Here is a 24485-nt window from a genome sequence, read left to right on the forward strand (position 1 = left end):
AAAATACACTTTTATACCGAATTAAAAATAAATTTACCAATGTAAACGAGCCATAACAGGGTAGTGGTCAGAAAGTTTGATGTCTCCGTAAGTTTTAAATTGATTAATAGTGGCCTTTTTATCTGTTAAAATAAAGTCGATTCGCATAGGGTAGATATAGCGAAAAGATTTACCCATACCCATGCCAGCTTCAATAAAAGCATCTTTTTTATCGGTAGCTAGTTGGTTGTATGCCCATGAATAGGCAGTGTTGTTAAAATCTCCGCAAATTACTTTTTTACCTTTCCAAGTGGCTTCGTGTTGAGTTATCAAATCAACTTGGTCAACTTGTTTCACAAAACCATTTTCTAAGCGTTTAAACAAGCGTTCAGAACTTTTTTCGCCAAAATTCTCTTTTTTCGGATTAAGTTTTAACGATTCTAAATGTACATTGTATACACGAATGGTGTCTTTCTTTACAACAATATCGACAAAAATAGTGTTGTTGGCACTGCTTTTAAAATTAAGAGAACCAGAGTTAATGATAGGATATTTTGAGTAAATCGCTAACCCAAACTTATTTGTTTTAGTCTTAGTTTTTATGTACTTGTAAGGAAGTTTTATGTCTAAAAGTTTTGAGTTGTAAAACTCTTGAAAAGCAACTACATCGGGAGTTTTGTCATTAATGAACTTGTATATTTTTTGTTCGGTAGTTGCATCATTTTCATGTTTGTAATGATTAAACAAACGAACATTATAACTCATGATTTTTAAATCATTATTAAGTATAATTTCCTTGTTCGTAAACTTAATTAGGGGAGTAGAAATAAACCACCCTATAATTAAAACAAGAAGAGACAAAAAAGCATTTTTATGAATTTTAATAAGCCAATAAATAAAAAAGCAAATGTTAGTAACAACTAGTAATGGAACAGTTAAACTAAAAACTGAAAGAAAAGGAATTGTTTTAGGAGAAATATATGGAAGTGTATACGAAAGCAATAAAACAGTTGCAAAAACTGAATTAATGAAAAATAAAAATTTATGAGCTATCGAATACTTTCTCATTTAGTTTTTTCCTTGTTTGAATAAAAATTCTTTTTCACTTTTACTAAGTGTATCGTAACCAGACTTGCTAATTTTATCTAAAATAGCATCAATATCTTGTTGATTTTGTGTTTTCTTATCTCTGTTTTTTGGTGTTTTGTTCCCCGATTTATATACTGTTTTAAGCTTTGGTTCTTTTTTAGCAAAGAATTTTTTAATTGATTTAAAAATATCTAAGTCTTTATTGCTGGCACTACGAACGTAGAAAAAACCAAACAAAGCACCGCCAATGTGTGCTAAGTGTCCACCCGCATTTCCGGCAGGAATTTGAATAATATCAATAGCTACCCAAATACATGCCAATACCCACAATTTTACAAAACCAATTAAAGGGAACTTTAATTCATAATTGGGTATATAGGTAGCAATACCTATAAAAATAGCTGAGATACCAGCCGAAGCTCCTAGCAAAACACTATTATGAGCAACATTTTGTAAAGCAGGGAAAAAGTTATAGCTAGCTATAAAAATAATTCCTCCAAATACAGTTCCTAATAGATAGAAACTAAGTAGTTGTTTGGGTGTAAAGTACTGTTGAAATAAATACCCAACATAAAACAAAGCGATTAGATTTAATAAAATGTGTAAAAAACTAGTGTGTAAAAAACCATAGGTAATAAGAGTCCATGGTCTAGTGATAAAATCGTTAAAATTGGCAGGCAAAGCAAACCATTCAACAATAAAATTAGTTTTTGATTGGAATAAAAAACCAAAGGTATTGGTGATAAAAACCAATAAAAATACAGCAAGGTTTACATAAATAAGTTTTTCAACTACACCTGCGTGTTTAAATCTATATTTTAAGTTATCTAGTATATTCATTATATATAGCTCCTTTTTATAAATATACTAAATTAGTGAAATCTGAATTGATTTTTCTTCCAGTACCATGCTATAATAAAACCAATAATAGCTCCACCAACGTGGGCAAAATGCGCAATATTACCAATCGAATAACTCGTCATTCCGAAGAATAAATCACTCAAAATAATTAACGGAATAAAGTATTTTGCTGCTATTGGAACAGGGAAGAAGATCAAAGCTAGTTTAGCGTTAGGATAGGTTAATCCGAAAGCTACTAAGACACCGTAAACAGCACCTGAGGCACCAACAGCTGGAGAGTTAAAAAGATTGTTAATTTCTATTAAGTTGTCTCCAAGTCCTTGATATGGAGTCAAAGTTGAGTTGTTAGATAATATTATATTACATTGATTTATAAATTCTTTTGTAGAATAAGTTGAGATATCTAATATTTTAGATACTTCATCACTTGTAATTCCAGATGAAATTAATTGCTCGTAAATTCCGTTAAACTGATAGTAATTAGCAAGTGTATAAATTAATCCAGCTCCAATTCCTGCAGAAAAATAAAAAAATAAAAACTTATTTCTACCCCACATTTGTTCTAACGGAGTACCAAAAGCCCATAAACCATACATGTTAAAAAGTAAATGTGCAGGACCTCCATGCATAAACATATGAGTAATATATTGCCAAAAACCAAAATGCTCATTTGCAGGATAGTGCAAAGCAAACAGATTGGTTAAATCCATATTTAATAACTGCGGAGCAAAAAATAGAATCACGTTAATGATTATTAAATGCTTTATGGCTTGTGTTAATCTAGGCATAGAATTTTTTATTTATTGAAAATGGCATCAATTTCATTTAAAGACAAGGTTTTAAAAGTTGGTTTGCCAAAAGGTGAAATAGTCGGTTCTTTACAAGAAAATAGATTGTTAACTAAATTTTCTTGCTCTTTCATATTTAAAGAAGTACCAGTTTTTATAGCTAATGATTTAGCAAAAGATTTTGCCATTACATCAAAGTGGCTAAAACTTGTGTCGGGGACTTCGAGTTTTATATCGTCTAATAACTGTTCTAAAATTAGCGTTATTTGACTTTCAGTTATTGAAGTTGGAATCCCCGCAATAACCACACTTTCTTTTGTGAATTCATCAAACATAAAACCAGCACTTTCTAAATCAGATTTTATACTGTAAATCATTTCAATATCTGATGAAGAAAACGAAATATTTACAGGAAATAGTAATTGCTGACTGCTAGCTTCTTTAACGGTAATATTCTCTAAAAATTCTTCATATAAAACACGTTGATGTGCTAAGGATTGATGAATTAATACCACTCCTGATTTTATAGAACTCAACAAATATTTCTTTTGAATTTGAAAAGTTTTTCCTGTCTCAGTTTCTTGTTGAGTTTCAAAAAGTTGTTCTTGTTGAATAGGCTCAATGGTCTCAGTATTTGTATATAGAGCTTCCCAACTTCCAGTATCTTTTTTAAAATTAGACTGATAACTGTGTGTTGTGCTACTTTTAGGTGAGCTACTTGTATTAGTTGGCTCTTTGTAATTAGTTTCCGTTTTAAACGGGTTAAAAGTAGGATCTACTGTTATCGGTGGAATAGAAGAACCGCTTTTTTTACTATAATCATATGGAGTATCCAAAGTAGCATCTCTATCGAAATCCAATACAGGAGCAACGTTGTATTGCCCTAAACTATGTTTTACCGTAGCACGTAAAATAGCGTATAATGCTTTTTCATTATCAAACTTTATTTCCGTTTTTGTCGGATGAATATTAATGTCAATCGTATTTGGTGGTACTTCTAGATATAAGAAATACGAGGGATGCGATCCGCCTTCCAACAAACCTTCAAACGCATTCACAACCGCATGATTTAAATACGAGCTTTTGATAAAACGATTGTTGACAAAAAAGAATTGTTCTCCTCTTTTTTTCTTAGCAAACTCAGGTTTAGCTACAAATCCGTTTACGGTAATAATATCGGTTTGCTCGTTAATAGGAACTAACTTTTCATTCATTTTAGTTCCAAAAATAGCTACGATACGTTTACGAAGATTACTCTTTTTTAAATGGTAAACTTCGTTATTGTTATGATGTAGTAAAAAAGTAATATTCGGATGTGCTAAAGCAACACGTTGAAATTCATCAATAATATGACGTGTTTCAATAGTGTCTGATTTTAAAAAATTTCGACGAGCAGGAATGTTAAAAAATAAATTTTTAACTGCAATACTTGTTCCTTTTGCTGTCGAAACTACTTCTTGAGAAACGATTTCACTACCTTCAATTTTTATTTGTGTACCTAATTCATCATCTTCTTGTTTGGTTTTTAGCTCAACATGTGCAATAGCTGCTATTGAGGCTAAAGCTTCACCACGGAACCCTTTAGTGTTTAGGTTGAATAAATCTTGTGCGTCTTTAATTTTAGAAGTTGCGTGACGTTCAAAACTCAAACGGGCATCAGTAGGACTCATTCCTTTACCATCATCAATTACCTGAATTAAAGTTTTACCGGCATCTTTTAACAATAAAGTGATTGAAGTAGCACCTGCATCAATAGCGTTTTCAATCAATTCTTTTACTACAGAAGCGGGGCGTTGTACCACTTCACCAGCAGCAATTTGATTGGCAACATGATCAGGAAGTAACTGTATGATATCTGACATTTAGTTATTTTTTAGGGAAAAAGATTGAAAGATCAAAATCGATAATGAACAAGAAAATAAGCGTTAAAATTAATGCGATAATTACGATTGTTTTATTAAATCGATACCCTGACTCTTTAAGGTCGTCTAAAGCAGCATTGAATTTTCCTTTTAAATTCTTCTTCTTTCCAATAGTAGTTCTGTACTGATCAAACTTTTGTTTTATCTCATAAGGATTCCCTTCTCCTTGATAATAACGAGGTTTATAATCGAACTTTTTATTTTCTCTTTTGATAAATCCCATAAAAATGTTGCTTCATTAATAGCTTATGTGTAACAAAAATCACACCAAATAAGTCCAAGTTCAAAGTTACTGAATTATAGAGAGGTGGTCAAAAATTGTGGATAAATTAAAGTTAAAAAAGAAGCGAGAAACCTTTTTAAGATTTCTCGCTTCTTTATGCTGTTCTTTTTTTAAGAAATTAAAATCCTAATGAGTTAGATGTACGCTCTTGGTTTTTAATAGCAGCCATTTTAATAGCGGCTACAGCGCATTCAATTCCTTTGTTTCCTAATTTTCCGCCAGAACGATCAAGTGATTGTTGCTTGGTGTTGTCAGTCAGCACACAGAAAATTACAGGAACATCGTATTTGATGTTTAAGTCCACAATTCCTTGTGTTACGCCTTCGCATACAAAATCAAAATGCTTTGTTTCACCTTGAATAACATTTCCAATTGCGATGATAGCATCTAATTTTTGAGTTTCAATCATTTTTTTGCATCCGTACACCAATTCAAAACTACCAGGAACGTCCCAAGAAATAATATTTTCTTGTTCAGTACCACAGTCTACTAAAGTTTCAATAGCACCTTTATGAAGGTTTTGAGTGATTTCAGGATTCCATTCTGAAACAACAATCCCAAATCGAAAAGGTTTCGCATTTGGGATTGAAGCTTTATCGTAATAAGATAAATTTGTTGTTGCCATTACTGAGCGTATTTTGCGCTGTTGATATATTTTTCAATATCTCTTCCTTGGTCAGAATCAGCGTATTTTTCTTTAATGGTTGTGTATAATTTTTCAGCTTTACTGTACTCTTTTAAATCCATAGCAATTTGAGCTGCTTTAAATAAGAATAAAGGAGTAGTAAATTGATTGTCTTTTTTGTTTGCTGCTTGTTCGTAATAATTTAAAGCATCTTTTGGTTGGTTGATGTCTGCAAAAGCATCACCAATAGCACCTAAAGCAGTAGGGCCTAATAATTCGTCATCAGACTTAAAGCTACTTAAATACTCAATAGCTTCTTCATACTTTTTCATTTTTAAGTAAGAAATACCAGCATAATAGTTTGCTAAGTTTCCTGCTTTTGTACCACCAAATTGATCAGCAATATCAATAAAACCGTATTTACCATCAACTCCTCCTATTAAAGCTAAGTTGTAGATAGAATCTGCTTTAGTACCAGCAAAAGTAGCAGCTTCATCAAATAAAGCTCTTGGGTAAGCTAATTCATTTGAAGCTTCTTGTTGCTTAGGTTCAGCAATAAACTTGCTATAAGCTAAGTACACTAAAATTAAAGCTGCAATAGCTACCAATCCGTAAAATAATGGTTTGCTGTTTTTCTCAATCCATTCCTCTGATTTGTTTGCAGTTTCGTCTAAAGTATTAAATACTTCAGCGGTAGTACTTTGCGTTTCATCAAATGTTTCTTCTACTTCTTGTGTAACCTTTTCTTTCTTAGGTTTATAACCTCTTTTCTTGTATGTAGCCATAGTTGCTTAAAAAATTAGTGGCGACAAAAATAGTTTTTTTAATTGGATTTTAAAAGTCGTTTTTTCGTAAATTTTCGATAATTTGCGCATTCTTTTTTGAAACAACGCTTATTCATGTATTTGAAAAAAATATCATTGGTTAACTTTAAGAATATCGAATCGCAAACTTTTGATTTTCAAAAGAAAATAAATTGTTTTGTTGGGAATAACGGTATTGGTAAAACCAATATATTGGATGCAATTTATTACTTGTCTTTTGCTAAAAGTTACTTCAATTCGATAGCTGGACAGAATATTCGTCATGGTCAAGAATTTTTTATGATTGAAGGCGATTATTTACTGCATGATAGACAAGAAAAGATTATTTGTTCTTTAAAAAGAGGGCAAAAAAAGGTGTTAAAGCGTAACGGTAAAGCCTACGAAAAGTTTTCTGAACACATTGGGCAATTACCACTTGTAATTATTTCTCCTGCTGATAGAGATTTAATTGTTGAAGGAAGCGAAACACGTCGTAAGTTTATTGATGGCGTCATTTCGCAACAAGACAAACAGTATTTACAAGCTTTAATCTCGTACACAAAGATTGTAAGTCAACGAAATGCCTTGTTGAAATACTTTGCTGCAAACAGAACGTTTGATGCATTGAACCTTAAGGTGTACGATGAACAGTTGATTGAATATGGAAAGATTATTTATAATAAACGAAAAGTGTTTTTAGAAGCATTTGTTCCTATTTTTAATGCAAAGCATCAAATTATTTCAGGGGCTAAAGAGGAGGTGAATTTGCGTTATAAAAGTCAGTTAAACGAAATGCCTTTGGAAAGGTTATTGCAACAAAATTTAGAGAAAGATAAAATTTTGCAGTATACATCGGCAGGAATTCATAAAGATGATTTAAGTTTTGAAATAGGAGAGCATCCAATAAAAAAGTTTGGATCGCAAGGACAGCAAAAATCGTATTTAATAGCACTAAAATTAGCACAATTTGAGTTTATCAAACAGCAATCTAACGTAACGCCAATTTTGTTGTTAGATGATATTTTTGATAAGCTAGATGAAAATCGCGTAGCTCAAATTGTAGACTTGGTAAATAGTGATGAGTTTGGTCAGATTTTCATTACTGACACGCATGCAGAACGCACAGAGGATGTGATTAAACAGAGTAATCAAGAGTATCAGATTTTTAAATTATAATGGCGTTACTAGGAGCAGGGTAAAAAGTAGAATAAATGGCTAAAAGAGAAAATGATAGTTTTTCGTTAAAAGACTTAATGGGAAGTTTTATTGAAGAAAATAATTTAAAAAAAGGATTTCAAAAAATTCAAATAGACGAGGCTTGGGGAAGGTTAATGGGTGCAGGTATAGCTTCATATACAAGTGAGGTAAAGCTACAAAACGGAACCTTAATTGTTCGTTTATCTTCTTCTGTATTACGTGAAGAGTTAAGTTACGGAAAAGACAAGATTGTCCGTATGATTAACGAAGAAATGGGGGAAGAGCTTGTTAAAAAGTTAATGTTGGTATAAGTTTGTTGTCCTAATGTTTTTATAATCAGTTTACTATATTTTTTATGGTAAGTTTATTTAACTCTTTGAAATATAATACCATCTTTATCATTAAATTCTGTAGGGCGTTTTCCATTGAAACCAAATTGGAGTTTAATAGCATTTTCCTTAATTTTTTCGGCAATACATAATAATCTGCTTATTTCGCCACTCTTTTTCGTTCTAACGACCAAGTCAATTTCTATTGGAGTTTTGGTATAATCTACTTCATATGACATAGTTGCTTTCTCACCATCTATAACAAATTTCTTTCCTCCTAAAGTTTGTCCCTGAGATTTAAAATAAGCATATCCGTTTTCTTTAAACACAATATAACCGACTTCTTTTTTATCTTCTCCTTTCCACTTTCCAACAATACTGAAGTCAGTTTTGAAATTTTTATCAAAAGATGTTAAAGTAAAGGTTATAATTAATAAAACTATTATTTTTTTCATAGGTTTAATTTTTATAAATGTAATAAATGATTGAGATATTTGTTTGGTAAGTTTTTAGTTAATAGTTCGTTTGTTTATATACTTTACTGTTTAAAAGATTTTTTCCACTAGAAGAGGTTTTTCCCTTTTTTTGATCGACTTTCTTACCATTTCGCCAATTACCAGCGTAAATGATTTTACCATTTTTCTTTTGGATACCATATCCATGTGGTTGACCTTTTAGATTAAAACTACCTTTATATTGAACATTGTTGCTGTAATACCGAGTGCCTTCTTTGTAAGTAATTTCGTTATAAACATTTTTTTGAACAGTACCTGAGAATTCGAGTTTACCATTTTTGTATATTTTTCCTCCTACAAATTCATTGTTTTTAAAATACCCATCAGTAATATTACCATCGCTGTATTCAGCGATACCTCTACCATTATATTTACCATCTTTAAACTCACCTTTGTAAATTCCATTGCTTAGTTTTAATACGCTATATTTATCATGACAGTTTCCTTCAAGACAATTTCCTCTTCTTCTGGCTTTATAGATTCCATCTTGAGTGTCTTCTTCAACAGCTTTTTCAAAAGTTATGTCTATCCCATTTTTATAATGTCTAGTGATATATTTACCGTTTTTGTTGATGGTCCATTTCCCTTCTTTTTTGTTGTTTTTATAAGGTCCAGAAGCTGTGAATTTGCCTCCGTTTTCAGGATAAAAAGATCCACTTATTTTTATGGGTAGTTCTGAAGTTTCCTTATACTGTGCTATTTCTTTTTTATTGCCATTGTTGTAATATTTTGTTAGTTGAGAATAACCGGTTGTTCTATATTCTTTTACGGCTATAATCTTACCAGATTCATAAGCTGTAGCTTTTGTTGGGTTTCCATTTTTATCGTATTCATACCAATTTTTTATTTTAGTTTTACCTATACCCATGCCGGTTTCTTTTATTGCTCCAGTATAATGGTAATAGGTGTATGTAATAATATTATTATTGTCTCTAATCCAAGACTCAGCTAAAAACCTTTTATTGGGTTTATAGTATTCTTTATGAAGTATTTTATTGTACGAATCGTATCGGCGGTATTCTATTTTAAGACCATCAGTGTATCTTTCATAGAAAGCAAGTACATCTGGTTCAAAATAGGATTTTTGTTCTCCATGAAATTCCCCATCTTTAAAATTTTGAATGTATTCTAGGGTGCCATCAGAATAAAAACTCTTTTGTTCTCCATGACGTTTTCCATTCTTGTAGTTTTCAATATCACTAATTTTACCATTGGTCTTGAGTAGCTTGTATTCTCCATGCTTTAAGCCGTTTGTGTAGGTGTGTTTACCCCAAGGTTCTCCGGTTTTATGAAATGTTTCTGAATGTAGCTTTAGGCCTTTGGAATAAGCTGCTTTTTCTCTAAGGTTTCTGTTGTTGTAAAAATAAATCCAATTTCCTTCTCTTAATCCATTTTTATATGTTCCTTCTCCATAAAAACTATAATATTGGGTGTTGTAAGTTTCTTTATACTGGCCATTTTTTAATGCTCCTGTTTTAGAGTCATAGGAAGGAGTAGAGCTAGAGTTATTTCTAAATTGAGCGTTGCAAGGAGATGTAGTAAGAATTATGATAAAAAATATACTTGATTGAGCGAGTATAAAAGAAAGTTTGGTAAGGTTGGACATTTGTTTTTTGATTTGTATTCTTTTAAAGAGTTTTATTTACTTTTTTGTCGTTATTAAGGAAAGCGAAATTATAGGTAATAATATACTTTCCTAAAAAAAGGATGTATAAATATAAGAGATTATTTTTTAGTGTGTTATGTGCTTTTTTAGGGTTTGTTAAAATTGTGTACTTTTAGTTTGTAGAATAGATTTATTAAAAATTAAATACATGCAAACACGTTCTTACGATTGTTATATTGAAGTTGCAGAAATTAAAGGGTATAGGCAGGTGAATGAAGATTTTACAGCGGTTATACTTGAACAAGAGACTAATTGTTATACCAATATGTATGTTGATAATATGGCAGTTAGCTTTTTGCATTCAATGGAAGAAGAACAGTTAAATGCGATTCATTTTTTTGAGGATAATCAACAAGCTATCATTGATATTATTACAGCTCATCTTTCAAAAACCTTCAAGGATCCTAAAAAAGAATTGGGATTAGATTGTATAAATATTTTAAATGAACAAGAAGATGGAGTTTGTTATGTGACGTATCGATTTATAGATGCTTCAGGAAAAAAGTATTTAATTAAGCTTCATAAAGATAAGGTTGTAGAAGATAAATTTTTTGTGATTTTAGAGGAGATTAAGTCAAGAGTATGGTGGTTATGTAGATTCCTAATCCATAAATTGCGTGAGTAACTAAACTTTTAAAACGTGCAATGTTTGCGTTAGGTAACTTAGAAGCAGCTATTCCAAATCCAAATGAAGGTTGCATTATAAAAAACGGAGCAACTATTGTGGTTATGCCGATAACCAATGCAGGTAATATAGTTGGTGCTTGAAACCAATTTTTTCCGTAGATAAAAAATAAAAGAAAGGTAAAAGAAATGCCAATAAGGTAATGTGTGAACCATCCAATAATTAACTCATTTGGGTGTGGTTCTGTATTAAATATCTTATCGTGTTTAAATTTACCTTTTGTAAGATGTCCTAACCATCTGCCTACAAAGCGATAATCCAATGATTTTATATTAAAGAGGCTTAATAAGTATGCCCAAATGTCCATAATAAGCGTAGCTCCAATTCCTATAATTATAATTTTAAGTGTTATATTCATGCTATTGTTTTTTTTGGTAAAGATAAACTTTTAAATTAATATTGCGACATTATCGCGTTAAATAAAAAATGAAGAGAAGAAATACAATACATACAAATGAAATTTATTCCTTATTAAAAAGTTCAAAATTAGCGTTGAGTCATGAGATGATTCATGAGAAAATGGTGAGTAAATCGGATCGAGCTACAATTTATAGAGTGTTAAATAGATTATGCGAAGATCGTGTAGTTCATAAGGTAATAGGAGATGATGGAAAGCAGTATTTTGCTTTTTGTGTAGCGTGTGAAGAGAAGAAGCATAAACACAATCATTTTCATTTTAGATGTGTTGCTTGCGGTAAGGTTGAATGTTTAGAAGGAGAGATAAAGGTAAGGCTGCCAGAAAAATATGTGTTGGAAAATTTTAATGGAGTAGTATCTGGAACTTGTTCAAATTGCAATTAGTAAATAAAAAGCAATAAAAAACTCGCTACAGAAATGTAGCGAGTTTTTTTATTTGTTAGTTTTTCTAGGGTAGAAATTAAAACATTTCTCTTCCTGAAAAATGGAAAGCACCTTCGATAGCTGCATTCTCATCAGAATCAGAACCGTGTACTGCATTTTCACCGATAGAAGTAGCGTATAATTGACGGATAGTTCCTTCAGCAGCTTCCGCTGGATTAGTAGCACCGATTAAAGTTCTAAAATCTTCAACAGCGTTATCTTTTTCTAAAATAGCAGCGATGATTGGTCCACGAGTCATAAACTCAACTAATTCACCAAAGAAAGGACGCTCGCTGTGTACTCCGTAAAAAGTTTCAGCATCACGCTTAGTCATTTGAGTTTTCTTCATAGCTACGATTCTAAATCCTGCAGCATTAATTTTTTCTAAAATTGCACCAGTGTGTCCGTTTTCAACAGCATCTGGTTTAATCATTGTAAAAGTTCTATTTGTTGCCATTATTAAATGTAATAATTATCAATAAAATGATAAATTCCTTAATTGTTGTTGTTTATACAAACTTTGTATAAATCGGCGCAAAAATACACTTTTTAATGTTATCTACAAGTTAAGGGTATATTTCGTTGATTTCTTGTAGGATAGCTCCATCTTTACCACGTATTTGTAAAGTAGCTTTTTTAGTTTTTAAGTCTAAAAGCAACGTTCCATAGCTTAAAGAGTTTACAACTTTTCCAATTCGGTAGTCATTTTTTTCAGAAGTAAAAGAAGAATACGCGTGTGTTAACCCGCTTGAAGTGAAATCAATAACTGGGTATTTTAATCCTTCAATATTTGTTTTAGAGAATTCTGAAATATGTCTATCTCCTGAAAGAAGGATTACGTTCGTGTTTTTAGCCTCTTTAATTAAGTCGAATAACTTATCTACTTCATGAGGGAAGTTACCCCATTTTTCAAAACCATGTTCTTTTGATAATATTTGAATACTGCTTACAACTACAGTGAAAGTAGCGGTAGAGTTGGTAAGCTCGTCTGTAAGCCATTTCCATTGTGTGTCCCCTAAAACAGTACCTTCGTTATAGTTGTTTGGTTGAAAACGTTGTCCGTTAGTTCCCTTAGTTAAAGCGGTTCTGAAATAGCGTGTATCAAGTACAATTACTTTTACATCTCCATTTTTGGTATTAAATGTTTTTGAGTGGTACACACCTTTTTGTTTTCTTCTTGGAGAGTCATTCGGTACATCTAAAAAATCTAAAAATAACTGCTGACTTTCATCTTTCATCACAAATTCTACTCCAGCATCGTTTTTACCATAATCATGATCATCCCAAGTAGCAAGTATAGGAGTTGTAGAACTTAATTCTTTGTAACCTTTTATCTTTTTTTGAGTTTTATACATGCGTTTCATTTTACGCATATTGTTGGTGTCGGCATAAATATTGTCACCTCCCCAAATCCATACATTAGGTTGTAACGAAACGATATCTTGCCAAAAAGGATTGTCAAGTTTTTGGTTGTTACATGATCCAAAAGCAATGGTGAAATTTTCTTGTCCAAATGAGGAGATAGAAAAAGTAACTAAGAGTACAAATGAAATTACAGATTTCATAAATGTCATGATGATTTAATTTTTATGCGAAGAAACAAAAAGAAAAGCTTAAAAAGGTTAGTAAAACATTAATTTGTATCTTCGCCACTTATGATTTTAAAGCACTTTACAGAACTAAAGCAATTTTTATCACAAGCTAGAAATATTGTGATTATAGGACATAGAAATCCTGATGGAGATGCAATAGGCTCAACCTTAGGGTTAAAACATTATTTAGATAAAAAAGGGCATACAACTCAAGTGTTGATGCCTAATGAATATCCTGAGTTTTTACATTGGGTTCCGGGTTCAGAAACAGTAAAGCGTTTTGATAGGCAAAACAAACAATCCGTTAAAGCTTTAGCAAAATCAGATATCGTTTTTTTATTAGATTTTAATGCTTTGCATAGGGTTGGAGATGATATGCAAAATACCTTAGAGCAATATGAGAATGAATTTGCTTTGATAGATCATCATCAACAACCAGATGAATTTATGTACATGTATTCAGATACTTCAATGTCTTCTACTTGTCAAATGGTCTATAATTTTGTAGAAATGATGGGAGATGTTGAGTTGATAGATAAAAATATTGCTACTTGTTTATATACGGGTATTATGACGGATACAGGTTCTTTCCGTTTTCGTTCTACAACGAGTACAACTCACAGAATCATAGCTGACTTAATAGATAAAGGAGCTGAAAATGATAGAATTCATAGTAATGTACACGATTCGAACTCTTACAGTAGGTTGTTGTTGTTAGGACAAGCTTTGAGTAATATGAAGGTATTACCAGAATATAAAACGGCATTTATAACACTTACGGAGGAAGAAAAGAGAAGATTTAATTACGAAAAAGGAGATACTGAAGGAGTTGTTAATTATGCACTATCTTTGAAAGGAATTGTATTTGCAGCTATTTTTATAGAAGATGAAGAGCAAGGAATTATAAAAATATCTTTTAGGTCTAAAGGGAATTTTTCAGTAAATCAGTTTGCTCGTAATTACTTTAATGGAGGAGGGCATGACAATGCTGCAGGTGGAAGAAGTGATGAAAGTATGGAAGATACGATAGCAAGATTTAAAACGTTATTAACTTCGTATCAACAAGAATTACAAAATTCGTATGAAGCATAAAACAATACTTTTTATTCTTATAACTTTAGTGATGGTGGTTGCGTGTGAAAAACCTGAGGCAAGAAGACCCAAGCAACACGGTACAACAAATTTTTATGATGAAGTTCTTAAAGAGAATAAAAAATTAAACGCTTTAGAAAAAAAGCGTTTAGAAAAATGGATTTCTCAAGATACAATTACAGAATATAAAACATCGTCTCATGGTTTTTGGTATACTTATGTTACAAAAGATACCTTAGGTTTAAGTAGCCCTAAGCCAGAAGATGTAGTTTTATTATCATATAGTATTTCAGATATGAGTAACGGACTTATTTATGAAAGAAGAGAAAAAACTTATAAAGTAGATAAAGAAGATTTTATTCCTGCATTACAAGAAGGAGTAAAGTTGATGAAAAAAGGAGAAACTATTACATTTGTAATTCCATCATATAGAGCTTTTGGAGTTACAGGTGATGGAAATAAAATCGCTGTTAATCAGCCAATACAGAGTACAGTAACACTAATCGATATTAAATCAAAAAAAGACAATGAAATTAACTAATATTTTAGCAGCTACGGTAGTAGGTTTATCAGTAGTATCTTGTAGTAATGGTCAGTTCCAACAAAAAAGTTCTTTAGCAACAGAGGTAGATTCTGTAAGTTATGCTTTAGGGTTAGATATGGCAAATAAAATTAAAGAAAACTTTGATGATATGGATCAAGGTTTATTCGTTCAAGGTTTTAAAAACGGAATGGATTCTACGAACTTGTTAATAGAGTCAAAAGATATTAACGTTATCTTAAGAGTTTTTTTTCAAAAGAAGCAACAAGAAAGAATGAAAGAAATGCAAGAAGAGCAAGCAAAAAAAGCAGAAGTTGAGTTTGGAGATAACAAAAAAGCAGGAGAAGAGTTTTTAGCGGAAAATAAAACCAAAGATGGAGTACAAACTACTGAAAGTGGTTTACAGTATATCGTTTTAAAAGAAGGTGAAGGAGAAGCTCCTACAGTAAATTCTAGAGTTAAGGTTCACTATCACGGTACTTTAACTGATGGAACAGTGTTTGATAGTTCGGTAGAGAAAGGAAAACCAGCTGAATTTGGAGTAGGGCAAGTAATTAAAGGATGGACAGAAGGTTTACAGTTAATGAAACCAGGAGCAAAATACAAGTTTTTTATTCCTCAAGAGTTAGCTTACGGAGCACAACAAAGAGGACAGCATATTAAACCTTTTTCAGCTTTAGTTTTTGAAGTTGAGTTATTAGAGGTGAAATAAAATTAAACTCAAAAGGTTGATAATTAATTAGGTTAGCACTCGTTGTTAACCTAATTAATTGTTTATAAAAGTAATTTTTTTAAAAAATAAATTAATGAAACTATTTAAAATTCTACTATTAGCGTCAGTCCTGTTTGCGTCATGTAAAACAACAAAATATTCTGATTTAGAAAATGGATTGTATGCCGATATTCAAACCAATCAAGGTGATATTTTGGTAAAATTGTTTGATAAAGATGTACCTATGACAGTGGCTAATTTTGTAGCTTTAAGTGAGGGAACACATCCTAAAATGACCGATTCTTTAAAAGGAACTCCTTTTTATGATGGGGTAAAATTCCACAGGGTGATTAAAGATTTTATGATACAAGGTGGTGATAGAACTGGGAAAGGAAGCGGAGATGCAGGTTATACATTTCCTGATGAGTTTCCTACGAACGAAGAAGGTGAATTATTACATAAGCACGATGGACCAGGTGTTTTATCTATGGCTAATTACTCAAGACCAGTAACAAACTCTAGTCAGTTTTTTATTACGCATAAAGCAACTCCTTGGTTAGATAATGGACATTCTGTTTTCGGGCGTGTTTTAAAAGGTCAAATGGTGGTAGATACTATTCAAAAAGGAGATGTTATTAATAAAGTAGAGATTCTAAGAATAGGAGAGAATGCAAAAAAATTTGATGCGCCATTAGTGTTTGAGCAAGAGCTAGTAAATGCAGAGAAGATGGAGGTAGAGCGTAAACAAAAATTAGAAGAGTTTAAAAAGAAGTACCAAGAAGAGCAAGGAATTAACGATGCAGTTACAACTAATTCAGGATTAAAAATTTTATCGTTACAAAAAGGAAATGGGAAAAAAGTAAATCCGGCTTTACCTACCACAGCACATTATACATTATATTTAACAGACGGAAGAAAAATAGATTCTAGTTTAGATAAAGGTGAAGCTTTTGTTTTTACAGTTAATGATGAGAATTTTCCGTTAATAGCTGGTTGGAAAGAAGGAGTAAAAACGATGAGAGAAGGAGATAAGATGCGTTTATTTATTCCTCATTATTTAGGGTATGGAGACCAAAGAATGGGGTCAATTCCGCCTAAATCAGATTTAATTTTTGAAATAGAAGTTTTAAAAGTAGGAAAGTAGTTTTGATAGAAAATATTATACAAAAAGATAAAGAGCTTTTAATTTATCTTAATAGTTTAGGTAGTGAGCATTGGGATGGTTTTTGGTTAACAATAACCAACCAGTTTTCATGGATTCCACTGTTTGCTTTAATTTTATACTTAGTATTTAAACACTATGGATGGAAGAAAGGATTGTTTACAGTTGTTTTTTTAGCTCTATTGGTTACTTTTTCTGATCAATTTACAAATTTTATAAGAGGAGTTTTTGAGAGGTTGCGTCCTAATAATGATCCTGAAATAAAAGATGTATTGAGGACTTTAATTAGACCCCAAAGTTATAGTTTTGTTTCTGGGCATGCTACTACTTCTACTGTTGTAACAGTATTTATGATTTTATTGCTTAAAAAGCATGTTAAATATATAAAGTTTTTAGTATTGTTTCCTTTAGTTTTTGCTTACAGTAGATTGTATTTGGGAGTGCATTTTCCTATAGATATATTGGCTGGTTTTATTAACGGAACTATTATCGGGTTTTTAGCTTATAAATTATATGATTTTCTAGAAAGGAGAATGAATTTATAATTACTTTTTATTATTATAGTATAAGTACTTGGTACTATGATATACGGCATTTAATAAACTATCTAATTTTCTATGTAAAATTGGATGGTTTTTTTTTATATCGGTTTTATATTCTTTAGCCTTCATGTTGTACAAGTGGCTATAGTTGCTACTAACAGTTTTGGTAAATAATAAAGAATCCTTTAAAATAGTTAAAGCAGGTTCTCCTTTTATTTTAGAATATAAAAAGGCATAATCTGAAGTGTTTTTAGCTAAAGCGTCTGTACCTAGAGTATAATTAGTGTAATCAATATTTGCTAAACCAGCAGCAGTAGGTATTACATCAATTAAGTTACAGAATTTTCTAACCTCTTTAGGTTGTACTAGTTTAGGAGCATGAATAAAGAAAGGTACATTATGAACGTTTAAATTTAAATTAAATAACTTGTCATACTGATTTACATAACTCATAGAGGTGTTATGATCCCCAAAGAAAAAGAATATAGTATTGTCATAATATCCAGATTCTTGAGCTCTTTTCAAGAATTTTGCTACATTAAAATCTAGGTAGCGTAAAGCATTTAACCTATCTATTCCATCAAAACCAGCTTTTTTTAATTCCTCTTTACTAATGGTGTCTTCAGTTAAAGGTTGGTAGCTTTCTTTCTTTTCAGGGACAGTGAAAGGCATATGGTTTGTAGCTGTTTGAATATAAGCTATAAATGGTTTTTTATCATTATACAGCTTTTCAAGTTCAGTGTTAGCTTCCTTAAATAAATCATAGTCATCAATTCCCCAAACATCAGCTCTGTTTTCTTCTTCAAAACTACCTTCTTCATATATTTTTAGGTTTTGAATATTTGATTGAAAAATTCCTCTAATATTAGCCCAGTTAGCACTTCCTCCTAAAAAATAAAGTTTATCATAACCATTAAATTGATCAAAAATAATCCGTTGGTCGATAACTCTTGGATTTCTAGAAGCTGTTCTAATTCCATCAACATCAGGTAAACCAGTTATACTGGAAAAGACGCTTGCAGCAGTACCTGCTTTGTGCACATAAAAATTAGAGAAATTAACACTTTTTTTAATAATGCTATCCATTTTAGGAGTAGAATTCAAAGGATTTCCATAATAACTCATAGGTACCGTTCCTAAAGATTCTAACATTACAATTACAATATTAGGAGAGTTTTTTAATGAATCGTTTTTGTGATAAACTCTTTTAAAATAAATAGAGTCTTTAGGTAATTGTAACTCTTTAGCGATAGCAGGGTAGTATTGTTTGGTTTTCTCAAGATTAAAACCTTCATTTCTGAATTTAAAACTATCAAAAAAATATAGAACAGGGTTCAAGGCAAATTGATTTACAGCGTTGTTTTTTGAAAAGAAAGCTTCACTCCATCGTAAGGGATAATGTGTGAAACTATTATAAACACCCAAGGCAAACAATAAAAAAGGGACTACAATAAAAAATGCTTTTTTCTTTTTTGAAATATGTTCCTCAGAAGTGTTAAAAATATTGTAAATCCAACTTGAAAATTTGTATAGAAAGAATATTAAAATGATAAAAGCGAAAATACCTTTATAAACAGGATAGCTTTCAAAAAGAACCTGTGTTGAGATACCAATATTACTTAAGAATCGTAAAGAAGAAGAATCTAAACGAATATTTAAGTAATCATAATAACCAAAATCAAAAATATGGAATAGAGTGATTATTATATATGTAAGAATGATATAGATAGTACTAAGTTTCTTGAAAAAAGGCTTAGAAAAAAAGCGATAATTAATAATGAAAATTAAAATAGCAAGAGGTAAAAAACTAATAACAGCTAATTTAATGTCAAAACGAATACCTAAGGTGAAAGCTTTTGATATTTCAGAAGTAGATTCATTTTCTATTCCAGAAAAAAAGTAATAAAAAATAATTCTGAAAATAGATATATATATAAATAAGAATAAAGTATTACTAAAGAGGTACTTAATATAGTTAGGGGTTCTCTTAAACATTCTGTGTTATTTAAAGATACAAATATATTTATTTTAAGAAGGTGTTATATTAATATTAACATAAAATCAAAAAAAGCTTACGTAATTGTAAGCTTTTTTTTCTTTAATCCCCTAAAAAAAAGTCCGAAGCTTTTGCTTCGGACTTGCGGAGAAAGAGGGATTCGAACCCCCGGACCTGTTACAGTCAACGGTTTTCAAGACCGCCGCATTCGACCACTCTGCCATTTCTCCTGAGCGTCTCATCAGATATTCCCTGATTGCGGGTGCAAATATATGACCTTTTTTCAATTCTAAAAAAGTTTTCGCCTACTTTTTTTAAGTTTTTTTTCAATCAAAAAGTAATGGTAATTATAACACTTTTGCAATCAGTTAGTTTGCTTTAACTTGAAGAAGAAAAAAAATACGTTTTTTTATTGAATCTAATGATGGGCTAGGTAAAACAGTAGCTTTGTAAGGAAATAATAGACTTTTAAATGTAGATTTTTTATAAAATAATTCTACCTTCGTTCTTAAATTTATTAAGTATGTTTAATTCGTTTGGAAATATTTTAAAAGTGACTACTTACGGAGAATCTCACGGAGTGGCAATAGGAGGTGTTATTGATGGATTCCCTGCAGGAATGAAAGTAGATTTTGAAGCAATTCAGTATGAATTAGACCGCCGTAAGCCAGGTCAATCAAAAATTGTAACTCAACGTAAAGAACCAGATACAGTTGAGTTTTTATCGGGAATTTTTGAAGGTGTTACTACAGGAGCTTCTATTGGTTTTGTAATTAAGAATACGAATCAGAAAAGTAAAGATTACAATCATAACACCGACGTGTACCGCCCTTCACATGCTGATTATACCTACGACAAAAAATATGGTATTAGAGATCATAGAGGTGGAGGAAGAACCTCTGCGCGTGAAACTGCAAACTGGGTAGTAGCTGGAGCGTTAGCAAAACAGTTAATCAATCATATAAATATTAATGCATTTACCTCGTCTGTAGGTGATGTATTTATGATGAAACCATACCAAGATTTAGATTTTTCAAAGACAGAAAGTAATATAGTTCGTTGTCCTGATGAACAATCTGCTGAAATCATGATTGATAAAATCAATGAAATACGTAAAGCTGGTGATACTATTGGAGGAACTATTACTTGTGTGGCACAAAATGTACCTGTAGGTTTAGGAGAACCTATTTTTCATAAACTCCATGCTGAGTTAGGAAAGGCAATGTTATCTATTAATGCAGTAAAAGGATTTGAGTTAGGAAGTGGTTTTTGCGGAGCGAAAATGCAAGGTTCTGAACATAACGATATTTTTAATCCAGACGGAACTACACAATCTAATTTGTCAGGAGGTATTCAAGGAGGAATTTCTAACGGAATGGATATTTACTTCCGTGTAGCGTTTAAACCGGTGGCTACGATTATGCAAAATCAAGCAACAATTAATTCAAAAGGAGAAGCTACCGATATTCATGGAAAAGGGCGTCACGATCCTTGTGTGGTGCCCAGAGCAGTGCCCATTGTAGAAGCGTTAACAGCTTTGGTGCTAGCAGATTTTTGGCTGTTAGACAGAACTAGAAGAGCCTAAAATACAAATGTCATTCTTTATTGAAATGGCATTTTTTGTTTATAAAATCTTTTTTATTTAACAGTTGTCGAGCGTTTTGTGATGTAACTTTAAGGTGGGTTTTAAATCATTCATCTTTTTTATTGTGGATATCATTAAAGGACGTGGCGCACAACACAACACTCATAATAAGTTTTTGCAGCATCAGCATACGATGTTGGATGACTTCTTGAATTATTGTGAAACTGAAAGTGAATCGGCAGACAATAATAAAACGTCCTATTTAGAAATTTATCCTAAAACAATTCTAAACAAAGTAACGAGTCCAGATATAGGATTTTCATATTCTATGAATCCTTATCAGGGATGTGAACATGGTTGTATTTATTGTTATGCGCGCAATACGCATGAATATTGGGGATATTCCGCAGGTTTGGATTTTGAGCGTAAAATTTTATATAAAGTCAATGCACCTAAATTGTTGGAGAAAAAATTACGAAGCAAAAGCTGGCAGCCACAAGATATTATGTTTTCAGGGAATACAGATTGTTATCAGCCGATTGAAAAGAAACTAGAGATTACTCGAAAAATGTTACAAGTACTGCTGAAGTTGAAGCATCCAGTAAGTATGATAACCAAAAACTCGTTAATTCTTCGTGATTTGGATATTTTGAAAGAAATGGCTGAAATGAATTTGGTTCGGGTAAGTATTTCTATAACCTCATTGTCTGAAGAAACGAGAAGAGTAGTAGAACCGAGAACAGCATCCATCAAAAAAAGACTTGAAACTGTTCAGGTTCTTTCAGAAAATGGAATTCCTGTTAATGTAATGATGGCGCCAATAATACCATCCATAAACAGTCATGAAATACTGCCTTTAGTAAAAAAAGTAAGTGAATTAGGAGCAACATCAATAGGGTATACAATTGTCCGTTTGAATGGAGCTATCGGAGAAATTTTTACCAATTGGTTGCGTAAAACCTATCTAGATAGGGCAGATAAAATTTTACATCAAATAGAAGATTGTCATGGAGGATCGTTAAATGATTCTCGCTATGGAAATAGAATGCGAGGAGAAGGTAAAATAGCGGAACAAATTAATATGCAATTTAAGCTTGCGAGAAAATTGTATTTAAAAGATAAGAACTTCCCTCTGTTAGATTTTTCTAAATTTGACAAACACCAAACCAATCAAATTTCATTATTTTAATTAAAGTGTTTTAAAATATAGCCATAGAAAGTCCAAAATTATAACATTGGACTTTTTTTAAAGCGAGAAAAAGGTGTTTGAAACAAGAAGATTTGTACATTGAATTTTGTTTTTTAATCTTTACGTTTCAGAAAAAGCAAAAATGAGTTTAGACAACGCGATTTTATTTTTTATTTGCTCTTTGGGGGTATTTAATGGTCTTTTGGTGAGTATTTATTTTTTATTGATAGATAAAACAAAAAGAGTTCCTAATTTTTTGTTTGGATTGCTAACCTTTTTCTTAACAGTGAGAATAGGAAAGTCTGTTTACACAATATTTACTCCTAGAGAAGAAAGAAATTTATGGATTATCCAAATAGGATTGTCGGCTTGTTTTTTAATAGGAATCTCGCTGTATTACTATTTAAAGTCTTCTGTAACTAAGACGAAGAGCATTCCGTTAAAGTGGAAAACCCATTTTTCAATATTATTTCTAATTATACTTATTGTAGGAATTATAAAACCCTATGCAATAGATGCTCTTTTTTGGAATACCTATTTTGTTAAGTTTATTTATTTGATATGGGGTATTTATGTTGTGTTGTCAGGTTTTGTTTTAAAAGATGTTTTAAAAAAACTATTTTCAAAGAAAGAAACTTGTACTACTTCAGAAGTATGGTTGGTAGCCGTTTATATGAGTAATTTGCTAATTTATTTGGCATACATTATTGGGTATTTTTATTTCTATTTTGTAGGAACCGTTACTTTCTCTATTGTTTTTTATGGCTTGGTATTGTTGTTTCTTTCTAAGAAAAATAGAGAGTCTATTTTTAAAGATTTACCAGAAAAATACTCAACTAAAAAAATTGAAAATGAAGAAGCGGATTCTTTAAAGTTACAATTAGACACTTTAATGAAAGAAGAAGAATTGTATAAAGATACGGCTATAAAACTGTCTGATATTTCAGTTAAAATAGGAGTCTCTTCTCATAAATTATCACAATTTTTAAATGACAATCTTGGAAAAAGCTTTGCAACCTTCTTGAATGAATACAGAATTGAAAAAGCGAAGAAACTATTAAAAGAAAATCATAAAATTACTTTAGAAAGCATAGGTTTTGAAGCAGGGTTTTCTTCAAAATCAAACTTTTATGCTACGTTTAAAAAGGTGGTTGGACAAACTCCAGCTCAATATCAAAAGCAGTTTTTATAAGGTTTTTAGTGCAGAATTATAATTTAGGACACCTAAATTATAGCCCATCATCAAAAAGGAAAATTGTTTTAAGAGGTTTGAATTCAAATTAAAAATCTTTTAAAATGAAATTTATATGTACAGTAGTAGTGTTTTTCTTTTTTCTAACTAGTTTTTCACAAGGAAAACAGGAAAAAGAAGATACTAAAGAAAGTCTTTTGGTTAATGTTTATGGAAGTAAAGAACTCAAGGAGTTTCATTCGACTTCTTCCGATAAAGAATTGATCGAACAAACCCTTAATAATTATATAGAAGGAAGTTCTTTTAATAAAATGAATACTCTAAAAAGTTCTTTTTACAAAGACGCAACACTTTATTTAACAGGAAAAGACGGCTTTAAACAATTTACTACTGAAGAGTATTCAAATTTTTTTCCATCTAATAAGAAAGGAGAATTTAATGGTAGAATAGGAGAGATCATTTCTATTGATATAACGAATGACATTGCTACGGCAAAAGTAGAAATCTTAATACCTAACCGTAAATGGAGGTTTGTAGACCTTTTTTTACTGAAGAAGTTTGCAAATAACTGGAAGATTATAAGTAAAACAGCGACTAGAGAATCGTCAATTGAAACAGGAAATAAAATTTTGTTTGTAGTTTCGAATACAGACTATTATGTAGGAACAAACATTCCTACAGGAAATAGTTTCGATGAAATAGTGTTGGCTTATAAAATGTTTACTGATGCCGGTTTTAATGTGGATATTATAAGTCCAAAAGGTGGTGCTATTCCATTAAAATATTTGAACACATCTGAAAATATAAAGAAAGAGTATTTATACAATAGTGATTTTATGTACGCACTAAAAAACACCAAGAAGCCTACACAAGTCCGTTCATCTGAGTATAAAGCTATTTATTATGTTGGAGGTGGTAGTGCTATGTTTAATGTGCCTAAGAACAAAGAAATACAAAAAATAGCTATGGATATTTATGAAAAGCAAGAAGGTGTTATCAGTGCCGTTTGTCATGGTACAGCAGGAATCGTTTTTTTGAAAAAGGTTGATGGAGAGTACGTGGTAAAAAACAAACGTGTAAATGGTTTTCCTGAAGATCATGAAAAAAAAGAAAGAGAATACTTTAAAAGCTTTCCGTTTTTAATAAGAAAGACTGTCGAAAACCATGGAGGAAAATTCTTTTATTCAGATGCACTAGATGAACATGTTGAAGTGGATGGACGATTGGTTACAGGGCAAAACCCAGCCTCGGTTCCTAAGTTGGTAAGAGAGGTAATTAAAATTATTAACTCAAAATAAAA

The 24485-nt window shown here is 31.2% G+C and carries 27 protein-coding genes and 1 tRNA gene; 14 read left to right on the plus strand and 14 right to left on the minus strand.

The genetic code is table 11. The features are described 5' to 3' along the window. Nucleotides 1–33: 33 nt before the first annotated feature. Nucleotides 34–744 carry an endonuclease/exonuclease/phosphatase family protein gene (locus ACKTSU_RS04090; protein ID WP_408035075.1) on the minus strand — a complete coding sequence of 237 codons (711 nt, stop codon included), beginning with the start codon at nt 742–744 and terminating at the stop codon, nt 34–36. Nucleotides 745–886: 142 nt separating this feature from the next. Here ACKTSU_RS04090 and ACKTSU_RS04095 point away from each other — a divergent pair, with 142 nt between their 5' ends. Continuing rightward, nucleotides 887–1027: a hypothetical protein gene (locus ACKTSU_RS04095; RefSeq protein WP_408035076.1), complete on the plus strand. Its 141-nt coding sequence runs from the start codon at nt 887–889 to the stop codon at nt 1025–1027. A gap of 20 nt (nt 1028–1047) precedes the next feature. Here ACKTSU_RS04095 and ACKTSU_RS04100 read toward each other — a convergent pair whose 3' ends face one another. From ACKTSU_RS04100 to ACKTSU_RS04125, 6 genes are all read right to left on the minus strand, one after another. Next, nucleotides 1048–1908: a rhomboid family intramembrane serine protease gene (locus tag ACKTSU_RS04100; protein ID WP_408035077.1), complete on the minus strand. Its 861-nt coding sequence runs from the start codon at nt 1906–1908 to the stop codon at nt 1048–1050. A gap of 32 nt (nt 1909–1940) precedes the next feature. Next, a complete protein-coding gene (locus ACKTSU_RS04105; RefSeq protein ID WP_408035078.1) occupies nt 1941–2717 on the minus strand; it encodes a rhomboid family intramembrane serine protease in 777 nt (258 codons plus the stop codon). Between the two features lie 8 nt (nt 2718–2725). After that, nucleotides 2726–4579, minus strand: a complete 1854-nt coding sequence (gene mutL / locus ACKTSU_RS04110) for a DNA mismatch repair endonuclease MutL (protein WP_408035079.1) — start codon at nt 4577–4579, stop codon at nt 2726–2728. A 4-nt stretch (nt 4580–4583) separates the two neighbouring features. Beyond that, nucleotides 4584–4862, minus strand: coding sequence for a riboflavin synthase subunit beta (locus ACKTSU_RS04115; RefSeq protein WP_274633535.1), 279 nt, complete (start codon nt 4860–4862; stop codon nt 4584–4586). A 178-nt stretch (nt 4863–5040) separates the two neighbouring features. Further along, nucleotides 5041–5547, minus strand: a complete 507-nt coding sequence (gene ribH / locus ACKTSU_RS04120) for a 6,7-dimethyl-8-ribityllumazine synthase (protein ID WP_408035080.1) — start codon at nt 5545–5547, stop codon at nt 5041–5043. Beyond that, a complete protein-coding gene (locus tag ACKTSU_RS04125) occupies nt 5547–6332 on the minus strand; it encodes a tetratricopeptide repeat protein (RefSeq protein WP_408035081.1) in 786 nt (261 codons plus the stop codon). The genes ribH and ACKTSU_RS04125 overlap by 1 nt, the downstream gene beginning before the upstream one ends. Before the next feature lie 114 nt (nt 6333–6446). Between ACKTSU_RS04125 and recF the strand changes: the two genes are divergently transcribed. Next, the gene (gene recF / locus ACKTSU_RS04130; protein ID WP_408035082.1) at nt 6447–7526 is read left to right on the plus strand and encodes a DNA replication/repair protein RecF; all 1080 of its coding nucleotides are present in this window, start codon (nt 6447–6449) and stop codon (nt 7524–7526) included. 35 nt (nt 7527–7561) lie between these two features. Further along, nucleotides 7562–7858 carry a DUF721 domain-containing protein gene (locus ACKTSU_RS04135; protein ID WP_408035083.1) on the plus strand — a complete coding sequence of 99 codons (297 nt, stop codon included), beginning with the start codon at nt 7562–7564 and terminating at the stop codon, nt 7856–7858. Between the two features lie 53 nt (nt 7859–7911). Here the strand turns inward: ACKTSU_RS04135 and ACKTSU_RS04140 are convergent, their stop codons facing one another. Both ACKTSU_RS04140 and ACKTSU_RS04145 read right to left on the minus strand, forming a co-directional pair. Continuing rightward, nucleotides 7912–8331, minus strand: coding sequence for a hypothetical protein (locus ACKTSU_RS04140; RefSeq protein WP_408035084.1), 420 nt, complete (start codon nt 8329–8331; stop codon nt 7912–7914). A gap of 58 nt (nt 8332–8389) precedes the next feature. Next, a complete protein-coding gene (locus ACKTSU_RS04145) occupies nt 8390–9997 on the minus strand; it encodes a hypothetical protein (RefSeq protein WP_408035085.1) in 1608 nt (535 codons plus the stop codon). Between the two features lie 208 nt (nt 9998–10205). Here ACKTSU_RS04145 and ACKTSU_RS04150 point away from each other — a divergent pair, with 208 nt between their 5' ends. Then, complete coding sequence (locus ACKTSU_RS04150; protein ID WP_408035086.1) at nt 10206–10682, plus strand: hypothetical protein; 477 nt, start codon at nt 10206–10208, stop codon at nt 10680–10682. On the opposite strand, the gene ACKTSU_RS04155 is transcribed toward ACKTSU_RS04150, so the two are convergent. Next, the gene (locus tag ACKTSU_RS04155) at nt 10627–11100 is read right to left on the minus strand and encodes a DUF2938 domain-containing protein (RefSeq protein ID WP_408035087.1); all 474 of its coding nucleotides are present in this window, start codon (nt 11098–11100) and stop codon (nt 10627–10629) included. The genes ACKTSU_RS04150 and ACKTSU_RS04155 overlap by 56 nt on opposite strands. Nucleotides 11101–11168: 68 nt before the next feature. Here ACKTSU_RS04155 and ACKTSU_RS04160 point away from each other — a divergent pair, with 68 nt between their 5' ends. After that, a complete protein-coding gene (locus tag ACKTSU_RS04160; protein ID WP_408035088.1) occupies nt 11169–11543 on the plus strand; it encodes a Fur family transcriptional regulator in 375 nt (124 codons plus the stop codon). Nucleotides 11544–11619: 76 nt separating this feature from the next. Here the strand turns inward: ACKTSU_RS04160 and ACKTSU_RS04165 are convergent, their stop codons facing one another. Together ACKTSU_RS04165 and ACKTSU_RS04170 are read right to left on the minus strand one after the other, a co-directional pair. After that, on the minus strand, nt 11620–12039 hold the full coding sequence (locus tag ACKTSU_RS04165) for a nucleoside-diphosphate kinase (protein WP_028892988.1): 420 nt from the start codon (nt 12037–12039) through the stop codon (nt 11620–11622). 109 nt (nt 12040–12148) lie between these two features. After that, nucleotides 12149–13156 carry an alkaline phosphatase D family protein gene (locus ACKTSU_RS04170; protein WP_408035089.1) on the minus strand — a complete coding sequence of 336 codons (1008 nt, stop codon included), beginning with the start codon at nt 13154–13156 and terminating at the stop codon, nt 12149–12151. Between the two features lie 81 nt (nt 13157–13237). On the opposite strand from ACKTSU_RS04170, the gene ACKTSU_RS04175 reads away from it, so the two are divergent. The 5 genes from ACKTSU_RS04175 (at nt 13238) to ACKTSU_RS04195 (ending at nt 17226) form a co-directional block, all read left to right on the plus strand. Beyond that, nucleotides 13238–14266: a DHH family phosphoesterase gene (locus tag ACKTSU_RS04175; protein WP_408035090.1), complete on the plus strand. Its 1029-nt coding sequence runs from the start codon at nt 13238–13240 to the stop codon at nt 14264–14266. Next, complete coding sequence (gene gldI, locus ACKTSU_RS04180; RefSeq protein ID WP_408035091.1) at nt 14256–14807, plus strand: gliding motility-associated peptidyl-prolyl isomerase GldI; 552 nt, start codon at nt 14256–14258, stop codon at nt 14805–14807. Before ACKTSU_RS04175 ends, gldI begins: the two co-directional genes overlap by 11 nt. Then, nucleotides 14794–15519, plus strand: coding sequence for an FKBP-type peptidyl-prolyl cis-trans isomerase (locus tag ACKTSU_RS04185; protein ID WP_408035092.1), 726 nt, complete (start codon nt 14794–14796; stop codon nt 15517–15519). Before gldI ends, ACKTSU_RS04185 begins: the two co-directional genes overlap by 14 nt. A 94-nt stretch (nt 15520–15613) precedes the next feature. Further along, a complete protein-coding gene (locus ACKTSU_RS04190) occupies nt 15614–16663 on the plus strand; it encodes a peptidylprolyl isomerase (RefSeq protein WP_408035093.1) in 1050 nt (349 codons plus the stop codon). Between the two features lie 2 nt (nt 16664–16665). After that, complete coding sequence (locus tag ACKTSU_RS04195) at nt 16666–17226, plus strand: phosphatase PAP2 family protein (protein ID WP_408035095.1); 561 nt, start codon at nt 16666–16668, stop codon at nt 17224–17226. On the opposite strand, the gene ACKTSU_RS04200 is transcribed toward ACKTSU_RS04195, so the two are convergent. Further along, nucleotides 17227–19218 carry an LTA synthase family protein gene (locus ACKTSU_RS04200; protein ID WP_408035097.1) on the minus strand — a complete coding sequence of 664 codons (1992 nt, stop codon included), beginning with the start codon at nt 19216–19218 and terminating at the stop codon, nt 17227–17229. Nucleotides 19219–19364: 146 nt separating this feature from the next. Next, nucleotides 19365–19449 (minus strand) — tRNA-Ser (locus tag ACKTSU_RS04205). 293 nt (nt 19450–19742) lie between these two features. Here ACKTSU_RS04205 and aroC point away from each other — a divergent pair. The 4 genes from aroC to ACKTSU_RS04225 all read left to right on the plus strand — a co-directional run bounded on the left by aroC (nt 19743) and on the right by ACKTSU_RS04225 (nt 24483). Further along, entirely contained in the window at nt 19743–20804 is a 1062-nt protein-coding gene (gene aroC, locus ACKTSU_RS04210) for a chorismate synthase (protein ID WP_408035099.1), read from the plus strand. A 121-nt stretch (nt 20805–20925) separates the two neighbouring features. Further along, entirely contained in the window at nt 20926–21993 is a 1068-nt protein-coding gene (locus tag ACKTSU_RS04215) for a PA0069 family radical SAM protein (protein ID WP_408035325.1), read from the plus strand. 142 nt (nt 21994–22135) lie between these two features. Then, nucleotides 22136–23185 (plus strand): helix-turn-helix domain-containing protein, encoded by a 1050-nt coding sequence (locus tag ACKTSU_RS04220; protein WP_408035101.1) that lies wholly within the window; start codon nt 22136–22138, stop codon nt 23183–23185. Nucleotides 23186–23289: 104 nt separating this feature from the next. Continuing rightward, complete coding sequence (locus tag ACKTSU_RS04225) at nt 23290–24483, plus strand: nuclear transport factor 2 family protein (protein WP_408035103.1); 1194 nt, start codon at nt 23290–23292, stop codon at nt 24481–24483. Nucleotides 24484–24485: the final 2 nt, after the last annotated feature.

Origin of the sequence: Tenacibaculum aestuarii, assembly GCF_964510395.1 — a bacterium.
In the GTDB taxonomy this organism is placed as follows: domain Bacteria; phylum Bacteroidota; class Bacteroidia; order Flavobacteriales; family Flavobacteriaceae; genus Polaribacter; species Polaribacter aestuarii.